This window comes from Deltaproteobacteria bacterium, from assembly GCA_026712905.1.
Lineage (GTDB): Bacteria > Desulfobacterota > Binatia > UBA9968 > JAJDTQ01 > JAJDTQ01.
The window spans coordinates 1-9,168 of the sequence record JAPOPM010000018.1 but is presented as its reverse complement, the minus strand read 5'-3'; the positions used below and the strand labels follow the sequence as shown (position 1 = coordinate 9,168).

Sequence of the window (9,168 nt, the reverse complement as noted above, 5' to 3'; positions counted from 1 at the left end):
AGGTGCCCCCGGTGATGTTGGGTCCGCCCTCCATCACCGGGGGCACCTGACCCGCCATCCTGCCATCCCCGCTTTGCATCCCCCCACCGAATCCGCTACACCCCACCCCAACGCCCCCGTCGCGAAAGGAACACCATGCGCCTAGGACTCCCCGACTTCGTCTCCAACTCCTACTTCCCCGCCATCGCCGCCGTGGAACTCGGCTTCTTCAAGGACGAAGGCCTCGACATGGAACTGGAGCTCATCTTTCCGGTCCCCGCCACCCTCGAGGCCCTGAGAGACCACAAGCTCGACTTCGTGGCCGCCTCGTCCCACGCCACCCTCACCCAGTTCCCGGACTGGAAGGGGGCCAAGCTGCTCGCGGCGCTGGCCCAGCACATGTACTGGTTCCTGGTGCTACGGACGGACCTGGGGGTCCAGCGCGGCGACCTCGAAGCCGTCAAGGGGCTGCGCATCGGCGCCGCTCCCGGGGTGGACCTCGGACTCCGACGCATGCTCAAGGCCGCGGGCCTCGACCCCGAGGCGAACAAGATCGAGATCGGTCCCGTGCCCGGCGCCACCGCGGCCGGGGTCTCCTTCGGCGTGACCGCGGCCAAGGCCCTTTCCGAGGGCGCCATCGACGGCTTCTGGGCCAACGGCATGGGCGCGGAGGTGGCCGTGCGCCACGGCGCCGGCACCGTCGTCGTGGACATCCGGCGCGGCGAGGGACCTCCCGATGCGCGCGGCTACACCTTCCCCGCCCTCATCACCTCGGACCGGGTCATCTCCGAGAACCCCGACGCCGCCGCCGCGGCCGTACGTGCGCTGGTCAAAACCCAGAAGGCCCTGGTGGAAGACCCGCAACGAGCGGCGGACGTGGGCAAGGCCCTGTACCCTCCCGAGGAGGCCGGGCTCATCGCCACGCTCATCGAGCGCGATACACCCTACTACGATCCCCGGATCCCCGAGCCGGTGGTGACGAGCATGAACCGGTTCGCCCAGGACATCGGCCTGCTGGCCGCGCCCGTTGCCTACGAGGATGTGGTGGCGGTGCAGTTCAGCCACTTGTGGGAAGGCTGAGCACGCCGAAGCCCTTCGACTTCACCCCGCCCCGCGTGTCGTAAGCTTCGCCAAGTGTCCATGGCGGAGCGACTAACGGAAGGAAGACTCATGGACCTGTCACGCTTTTCCCTGGAAGGACGCACCACCATCATCACCGGCGGCAGCGGCGGCATCGGCCGCTGTTGCGCGCTGGCCTTCGCCCAGGCGGGCGCCAACGTGATGATCGCGTCGCTCCCGGCTGATTCCATCCCGCCGGTGGTGGCGGAAGTCGAAGCCCTGGGGGTGGGTGCGGCCGGTGTGGCGGTGGACGTGTCCCAGGAGGAGCAGGTGAAGCAGTTGGTGGCCACCACCCTGGAGCGGTTCGGGCGCATCGACGTGCTCCTGAACGTGGCAGGTGGCTCCTACAGCCGCAACCCGGAGATGCCCGCGGTCCAGCGGGCGCCGTTGCTGGAGCTTTCGCCCGAGGACTTCATGGGAGTCTACGACATCAACGCCAAGACCGCCTTCGTGTGTTCCAAGGCGGTGGTGCCGCACATGAAGGAGCGCGGCAAGGGCGCCATCGTCAACATCGGCTCCATCTCGGGCCGCTCCACCAAGCAAGAGCGCCCCAACATGGCCGCCTACGGCACCGCCAAGGCCGCCGTCATGAACCTGACCTTTCACATGGCCAATCAGTGGGGACCGGAGGTGCGGGTCAACGCGGTGGCGCCCGGCATCATCGACACGCCGCGGCCGGGGGGCACGAGCCTCGGGCGCATCGAGCCGGAGGGGCTGGAGCACATCGCCCTGGGACGTCACGGCAAGCCCGATGAGGTGGCGAGCGTGGCGCTGTTCCTGGCCTCGGACGCGGCATCCTTCGTCAACGCCTCGGTGGTGGACGTCAACGGCGGCGAATAGCCCGCCGCGCGCGGCGGGAGATTCCCGTCCCGTGGCCCCGACGGACCGCGCGATCGCCCCTACGTGCCGCGGCGCCGTGCCGGCACGGACGATCGGGAAAGGTCGATGAAGTCGGCGAGGACGTGGACCGCCTCGTCCAGGATGGGGTCTTCTTCCGGAGGATTGTCGGAGCCGGCCTGCTTCTCGTTGTAGTCCTCCAGTTCGGCGAAGCTGGCGAACGGCTTCTCGCCCTTGGCGGCCCGCCGGGCGTTCTCGCTCTTCAACTCGACAGCCTCGTCGTTCTTCTTTTCGGCCCGGCGCGTTTTCTCACTCAACGAGACGGTGGTCTCGGCGCGCTCCTTCCGCAAACGCTCGATGCGCGTCACCAAGTGCGTGAAGTCCGGGTCCGCCTTCGTGCGCTCCCGGTGCCTGAGCTGCAGCTCCTCGCGAAAGGGTGCGGTGTCTCCGACCTGGCCGTAGCGCGCGCGGTCGATGACGTCCCACGCCAATGCATGATCCAGGGCACTCTCCCCCACTTCCGTCTTGTCGACCATGCCCGGAAACTCGATGTCCGGTATCACACCGCGATGTTGCGTGCTCTCCCCCGAGATCCTGTAGAACTTGGCCTGTGTGAGCTTCAAATGGCCTTGGCTCATCGGCATCAGGGTTTGCACGGTCCCCTTGCCGAAGGTCTGCACTCCCAGGACCAGCCCGCGGCCGTAGTCCTGGACCGCGCCCGCGAAGATCTCGGAAGCCGAGGCGCTGAGTCGATTCACCAGCACCGCCAGCGGGCCGTCGTAGACGACAGTCGGGTCCGTGTCCGAACGAACGCCGATCACCCCCCGCCCGTCACGGATTTGCACCACGGGACCGGTCCGAATGAACAAGCCGACGAGCCGGATGGCTTCGTTGAGAGCGCCCCCGCCGTTGTTCCGTAGATCCACCACCACGCCGCTGACACCAGCGTCCTCCAACTCCGCGATCAGCCGCTTCACGTCCGTCACGGTGCTCTTGTAATTGGGGTCGCCGGCGCGCTGTGCCGCGAAGTCGGCGTAGAAGGTCGGCAAGCGAATGACGCCGATCTTCTGCGTCCCCTGCCCGACCTTCACCTCCATCACCTGGCTGCTGGCCTGCTGATCCGCCAGATCCACCTTGTTGCGTACGATGCGGATGACCTTGTGCTGTTCGTTCGTGCTCGTCTGGGGAATGATCTCGAGTCGGACCGTGGTCTCCTTGGGGCCGCGGATCAGGGTGACGACCTCGTCGAGGCGCATGCCGAGGATGTCCACCATTGCGCCGTTCTCGCCCTGGGCCACACCCACGATACGGTCCCCGGGGCGCAGCTCTCCCGCCTTGTCCGCGGGCCCGCCCGGAACCAGCCGGACAACCTTCACCGTGCCACCGTCATCCTGCAGCACGGCGCCGATGCCTTCCAGCGACAAACTCATGTGGATGTTGAAGTTTTCACTCTGATGGGGCGGAAAATACGCGGTATGTGGGTCGATGGCCCGGAGGTATGCGTTGGTGTAGACGCGGAACACGTCGGCGTTGTTCTGTTGCGCCAGGCGTTTCAACTGGTTGTCGTACCGTTGCCGCAGCGCCTTTCGGATCTCTTCACGCTCGGTGCCCGCCAACAGGCGGTTCAACACCTCTCCCTTGAACTGCCGGCGCCACCGGTCCCGCAGTTCGTCCCCGGAATCCGCCCAAGCGGTGTTGGTCCGCTCGAGACGTTCCTCCTTCTGGAAATCCAGCCGATCGAACCCGTCGTCGAGAATACCGATGAGGAACCGGAGCCGTTCGCCCAGCCGTTGACGGTAGCGGTTGAAGATCTTGAAGGCCGGGTCGAGATCACCTCCACTGATGAGGTTGTCGAAACGCGTCCTGAGGGGATCGAACTCCTCGATGTCCGCGTTCAAGAAGTAGCGTCGCGCGGGATCCAACGCCCTGATGTAGGAGTCGAAAATACGCCCCGATACCTTGTCGTCAAGAGTGACGGAGTTGTAGTGGCCGCGCGTGAGGCGTTGAAGGATCTCGGCGGTAATGCGGGAGTGGTCCGGGTCCGGCTGCAACTCACCGGGTGTCGCGGTCGGGTCCTTCTGGCTCCACGAGGAGACCGCCGAAAGGATTGCGAGCAAACAGAGTACGGTGGCGACGGCTGTCAGGCGGCGGCGCGTGCGTGCGGTCTTCATCGGTTCTCCTTGGCTACCCGGTCATCCTAGTCCGAATCCATACCTGCATCAAGGCGAGACTCCGTGCGTCCGCCGGGAACCGCGAGCCCGCCAAGTTGCTTCAAGGGACCATTCAGGCTAGCCTTGAAGCCGGATGTACCGTGTACCGGAGGGGCACGATCCAATGAAACTGCCGCGCAATCCCACCCGCACCGTTCGCATCGGCACCGCCGTCATCGGGGGCAATCACGCCATCGCCGTGCAGAGCATGTGCGCCACCCATACCCAGGACGTCGCGGCGACGGTGGCACAGGTCAAGGCCCTGGCGAAGGCTGGAGCCGACGTGATCCGCATCGCCGTGGACAGCAAGAAGGATGCGGCGGCGCTGGCGGCCATACGGGGCGCCACCGATGCCAACCTGTCCGTGGACCTCCAGGAAAACTACCGACTGGCCAGTGCGGTGGCGCCGCACGTCGACAAGCTCCGCTACAACCCCGGCCATCTCCACCACCACGAGCGCCGGAAGACCTGGCAGGACAAGGTCAAGTTCCTGGCGGAGGTGGCCACGGCCCACGACTGCGCCATGCGCGTGGGCGTCAACTGCGGCTCGGTGGACCCCGCGCAGCGGGGGAAGTTTCCCGAGGACGACTCCATCTCGCCCATGCTTGCGAGCGCCTGGGAGCACTGCGATCTGCTGGACCGCATCGGCTACACGCGCTACTGCGTCTCGCTCAAGGACTCGGATCCGGCCAAGGTCATCGAGGTCAACCAGCGGTTCGCCGAAGAGCGCCCGGACGTGCCCCTGCATCTTGGCGTGACCGAGGCGGGATTGCCGCCGGATGGCATCATCAAGACCCGCATCGCATTCGAGCAGCTCATCAGCCGCGGCATCGGCGACACCATCCGGGTGTCCCTGACCGTGCCCAACGCGCGCAAGGGCGAGGAGATCGTGGCCGGACGCGAGATCCTGGCCGACATCGCCGAGGGCCGGGTGCGCAGCGTCGTGGACTACGGCCTCGACTCCCTGAACATCATCAGTTGCCCGAGCTGCTCGCGCGTGGAGAACGAGAACTTCGTGGAGCTGGCGCAGCAGGTCAAGGAGATGACCGCCTACGCCGCCGAGCACGCCATCACCATCGCGGTCATGGGTTGCCGGGTCAACGGCCCCGGCGAGACCGACGACGCCGACCTCGGCCTGTGGTGCGGGCCGCGGTTCGTCAACCTGAAGCGCGGCAGCGAACCGCTGGGAGCGTTCCCGTACGACGAGATCCTGCCGCGCCTCAAGGACGAACTGGACGGAATGATCGAGGAGCGGGGAGGCGCTCTGGACTGAAACGCCTCCCGCCTGTCCCATGGACTTCTGGCACCGCATCGAAAAACCCATTATCGGTCTCTCGCCCATGGACGGCGTCACCGACGCCTCCTTTCGCCTGGTGGCGGCACGGCACGGCCGCCCCGACCTGTGCATGACCGAGTTCACCAGCGTGGAAGGCATCTGCTGCGGCGCGGACAGCTTCGTGCGCGACTTCTCCTACGGCGACTGCGAACGGCCCATCCTGGCGCAGATCTACGGACGCACGCCCGAGGCGTTCTACAAGGTGGCGCACATGGTCTGCGAGCTCGGGTTCGATGGCCTGGACATCAATATGGGGTGTCCGGCCAAGAACGTTGCCAACAAGGGATGCGGCGCCGGGCTCATCCTCAACCCGGAACTGGCGGTGACCATCATCCGCGCCGCCCGCCGGGGTATCGAAGACTGGGCCGCGGGGCAGCGCTTGGAGGAAGTGGGTTTCGCTCCCGAAGTGCTGGAGAGGGTCCGCCACATGAATCGCGGGCGCGTCCCTCTCCCTGCCCGGAAAAGGATCCCGCTCTCGGTCAAGACCCGGGTGGGGTACGACAAGGTAGCGGTGGACGAGTGGATCCCGGTGCTGCTCGGGGAAAAACCTGCCGCCCTCTCCCTGCACGGACGGACCCTGAAGCAGATGTACAAGGGGTTCGCGGATTGGGACGCCATCCAACGCACGGTGGAGCTGGCGCGGGACCTGCCGACGCTGATCCTCGGCAACGGCGACCTGAAGTCCATGTCGGACGCGGTGGACCGGATCCGGCAGACCGGGGTCGACGGCGTGCTCCTCGGGCGCGGGGCCATGGGGAACCCGTGGATCTTCCGCGACAAGCAGTGGGCCAAGGACACCTTGGCCGGAATCGCGCCGGCGAGCGGCCACGGCCTCGACGTGAGCCGGGAGGAGCGCACTCGGGTGCTGCTGGAGCACAGCCGTCATTTCGAAAGTCTCTGGGGTGAACGGCGCTTCCACGCCATGCGCAAGCACCTGGCCTGGTACTGCAAGGGTTTTCGCGGCGCCGCGCAGTGGCGCGCGCAGATGGTGCGGGCACGCAACGCCGAGGAAGTGGCGCGCATCGTCGGCGCTGCCTGAGCGACCCCGGCGCGTGCACGACGCGCGGCACCGTTCCATGCGCATAATCCTGGCCTCCACCTCACCGCGGCGGCGCGAGATCCTCGCTCTTCTCGGCCTTCCTTTCGAAGTCCGCCCCCCGGATTTCCTGGAGACGACTCACGACGACCACACGCCCGAGGCGGAGGCCGTGGCGCTGGCATTGGGCAAGGCGCGCTCGATCACTTGCGGAGAGCCCCGGACCATGGTCGTGGGGGGCGACACCCTGATCGCCCTGGATGACAAGAAGATCGGCAAGCCCGAAGACCCGGCCGACGCCGTCTCGATCCTCGAGCGGCTATCCGGACGGACGCACCGGATCCTTACGGGCGTCGCGATGATCGATTCCGGGACCGGCCGGGAACACACGCACCTGGATCGCATCGACGTCCGCATGCACCATTCCAGCCGCACCGAGATTGCCGCCTACGTGTCTCGTGGCGAGTCCATGGACAAGGCCGGCGCCTATTCCATCCAGGGCGAGGGCCACCGGCTGATCGAGGGCATCCGCGGCGACTACCTCGCCGCGGTCGGCCTGCCGTTGCGGCCCATCGCCGCGGTCCTGGGGCGCGCCGGCGTGGAGGTGCCCACGGACGTCGAACGATTGTACCGCGAACGGTCCCTTTGGACCTGGAGCCGGGTCTCCGCGGAGACCGACTAGACCCATTAGTCCTTCCGGCGTTGCCGGGCGAGCTTCTCCGGTTTTCCGGGCGCCCGGCCGCGGCCGGCGGCGTAGTCGCGGCGGCTCTGCCTCTCCTGGTCATCGCGAGGTCAGCTCAACCGCAGCAACACCATGCCGGCCAGGATGGTCAGGCTTCCCGGAAGGATGGCGCGCACCCGGGCGCGCTCGTTGAACACGAGCCAGCCCGCGGCCAGGGCGAAGAGGATCTCGGTCTGCTTCACGGCCTCCACGTAGGAGGTGAGGGTCAGCTCGTAGGCCAGGCTGTGGCAGATGCTCGTGAGCGCCGCGCACACGCCCATGGCGATGAACGCGGAGCCGTGGCGCGGGATGGCGCGGAAATGCGCCGCCGAACGGAAGAGCGCCAGGGGAAGCACCATGAGGGAGGCGGCCAGATAACCCGCCAGGTTGGCGACGTAGACGTCCGACCGCAGGATCAGCAGCTTGATCAGCACCACCGACGGGGCGTAGAAGAACGCCGCCGCCAGGGTATAGCGAAGTCCCGGGTCCACCAGCAGCTCGCGCAACGGCGCCCACACCGAGATGCGGCTCTTCTGCACGTTGAGGAGATAGACGCCCGCCGTGCTGAGCAGCACGCCCGCCAGCCCCATCGCCGAGGGTATCTCGTGCAGGGACACGTAGGCGAAGAGCACGAGGAACAGCAGGCTCAGCTTCCACAATGCCGTGACGATGGCGATGCCCGAGAGCTTGAGCGCCTTGGAGAGGCTCAGGGTGGCGATGGACTGGGTCACGCCGAAGCCGATGACGCAGGGCCAGAAACCGTCCTTCAGCTCCGGGGCACCGTGCCATACCGAGGCCACCGCCACGAACGGCAACAGGAAGGTGAAGCGTCCCCAGACGTTGATGATGTCGTCGAGCTCGTGTCCCAGGTGCTTCATCGAGATGTTGCGCAACACCTGGAACAGAGCGGACAGGAGCGCCAGCACGAACCACATGGGCAGGAAAAACTAACGGCTGGCGCGCGCGAATGCGAACGCGCCGGCGCGGCGAAACTGTTGACACCGTGGAGCGTGAGGCGCTATCACGTCTACATCACACCCGACAAGGAGAATCCCCCATGGTGGACAAATTCGAAGATCATTGCTGGCAGGACCTCGTCACCGAGGAGATCATGGACATCTACAAGCCCTACCGCAGGGACATCTACGTCGGCGGGCGCCCCGCGCTGCTGGCCATCGATCTCTACAACCTCGCCTACCGGGGCGGCCCCCAGCCGGTGCACGAGGTGGTGAAGGAATACAAGAGCTCGTGCGGCATCAACGCCTTCGAGGCGATCGAGCCCACCAAGGAACTCTTCGCCCTGGCCCGCGCCCAGGGACTGCCGATCTTCTACACCACCACCGAGTCGCGAAAAGAGGTGCAGCCCGCCGCGGTGCACGCCACGAACCGCCAGATTACCGGGATAGACCCGGACGACTTCGAGATCTACAAGGACTTCGCGCCGCAGCCCGAAGACATCATCATCTACAAGGAACGCGCCAGCGGCTTCTACGGCACGCCGCTTATCGCCCACCTGACCCGGCTCGGCATCAGCTCGCTGATCGTGTGCGGCGAGAGCACCAGCGGCTGCGTTCGGGCGAGCGTGGTGGACGCCTACTCCAACGGCTACCATGTCTCCATCGTCGAGGAATGCGTCTTCGACCGCAGCATCATCTCCCACAAGGTCAACCTGTTCGACCTGCACCATAAGTACGCCGACGTCATGAAGCTGGCGGAGGTGAAGCAGCACTTCGAGGCGCAGCCGCTCAAGAAGGCCGTGTAGGCGGCCATCGAATCCTGAAAGCAAGGGGGGCGGGTTTGAAACTTGGCCGTGTTGGGTTCAGCCAACCGCCCGCCGCCCATAACTAGCTGAAAACAAATAAGTAAACCGCTCCTCTTGAAAGACGCGATGATTCGCGCCGGAACAATCAACACATGGTCAACACGGTGT

Annotated in this window: 8 protein-coding genes; 6 read left to right on the top strand and 2 right to left on the bottom strand. The window is 66.2% G+C overall.

Translation table 11 applies throughout. The annotated features are described in order from the left end of the window. The first annotated feature begins 135 nt into the window (after nt 1-135). Nucleotides 136-1,059, top strand: coding sequence for an ABC transporter substrate-binding protein (locus OXF11_01040; GenBank protein MCY4485691.1), 924 nt, complete (start codon nt 136-138; stop codon nt 1,057-1,059). A 90-nt stretch (nt 1,060-1,149) separates the two neighbouring features. Then, a complete protein-coding gene (locus OXF11_01035) occupies nt 1,150-1,938 on the top strand; it encodes an SDR family NAD(P)-dependent oxidoreductase (GenBank protein MCY4485690.1) in 789 nt (262 codons plus the stop codon). Between the two features lie 59 nt (nt 1,939-1,997). On the opposite strand, the gene OXF11_01030 is transcribed toward OXF11_01035, so the two are convergent. Then, nucleotides 1,998-4,106, bottom strand: coding sequence for a carboxy terminal-processing peptidase (locus OXF11_01030; protein MCY4485689.1), 2,109 nt, complete (start codon nt 4,104-4,106; stop codon nt 1,998-2,000). 163 nt (nt 4,107-4,269) lie between these two features. Here OXF11_01030 and OXF11_01025 point away from each other — a divergent pair, with 163 nt between their 5' ends. The 3 genes from OXF11_01025 to OXF11_01015 are packed head-to-tail and all read left to right on the top strand — an operon-like array spanning nt 4,270 to nt 7,199. Next, nucleotides 4,270-5,418 carry a flavodoxin-dependent (E)-4-hydroxy-3-methylbut-2-enyl-diphosphate synthase gene (locus OXF11_01025; GenBank protein MCY4485688.1) on the top strand — a complete coding sequence of 383 codons (1,149 nt, stop codon included), beginning with the start codon at nt 4,270-4,272 and terminating at the stop codon, nt 5,416-5,418. Between the two features lie 19 nt (nt 5,419-5,437). After that, nucleotides 5,438-6,520, top strand: a complete 1,083-nt coding sequence (locus tag OXF11_01020) for a tRNA-dihydrouridine synthase (GenBank protein MCY4485687.1) — start codon at nt 5,438-5,440, stop codon at nt 6,518-6,520. A gap of 37 nt (nt 6,521-6,557) precedes the next feature. Beyond that, entirely contained in the window at nt 6,558-7,199 is a 642-nt protein-coding gene (locus OXF11_01015) for a Maf family protein (GenBank protein ID MCY4485686.1), read from the top strand. Nucleotides 7,200-7,309: 110 nt separating this feature from the next. Here the strand turns inward: OXF11_01015 and OXF11_01010 are convergent, their stop codons facing one another. Beyond that, complete coding sequence (locus OXF11_01010; protein ID MCY4485685.1) at nt 7,310-8,173, bottom strand: DMT family transporter; 864 nt, start codon at nt 8,171-8,173, stop codon at nt 7,310-7,312. A gap of 122 nt (nt 8,174-8,295) precedes the next feature. On the opposite strand from OXF11_01010, the gene OXF11_01005 reads away from it, so the two are divergent. Continuing rightward, nucleotides 8,296-9,000 carry an isochorismatase family protein gene (locus OXF11_01005; GenBank protein ID MCY4485684.1) on the top strand — a complete coding sequence of 235 codons (705 nt, stop codon included), beginning with the start codon at nt 8,296-8,298 and terminating at the stop codon, nt 8,998-9,000. Nucleotides 9,001-9,168 lie beyond the last annotated feature (168 nt).

What these genes read in the sequence shown, in the direction of transcription:
- OXF11_01040 (MCY4485691.1), top strand. Translation starts at nt 136, where the DNA reads ATGCGCCTAGGACTCCCCGACTTCGTCTCCAACTCCTACTTCCCCGCC.
- OXF11_01030 (MCY4485689.1), bottom strand. Translation starts at nt 4,106, where the DNA reads ATGAAGACCGCACGCACGCGCCGCCGCCTGACAGCCGTCGCCACCGTA.
- OXF11_01005 (MCY4485684.1), top strand. Translation starts at nt 8,296, where the DNA reads ATGGTGGACAAATTCGAAGATCATTGCTGGCAGGACCTCGTCACCGAG.
- OXF11_01015 (MCY4485686.1), top strand. Translation starts at nt 6,558, where the DNA reads ATGCGCATAATCCTGGCCTCCACCTCACCGCGGCGGCGCGAGATCCTC.
- OXF11_01025 (MCY4485688.1), top strand. Translation starts at nt 4,270, where the DNA reads ATGAAACTGCCGCGCAATCCCACCCGCACCGTTCGCATCGGCACCGCC.
- OXF11_01020 (MCY4485687.1), top strand. Translation starts at nt 5,438, where the DNA reads ATGGACTTCTGGCACCGCATCGAAAAACCCATTATCGGTCTCTCGCCC.
- OXF11_01035 (MCY4485690.1), top strand. Translation starts at nt 1,150, where the DNA reads ATGGACCTGTCACGCTTTTCCCTGGAAGGACGCACCACCATCATCACC.
- OXF11_01010 (MCY4485685.1), bottom strand. Translation starts at nt 8,173, where the DNA reads ATGTGGTTCGTGCTGGCGCTCCTGTCCGCTCTGTTCCAGGTGTTGCGC.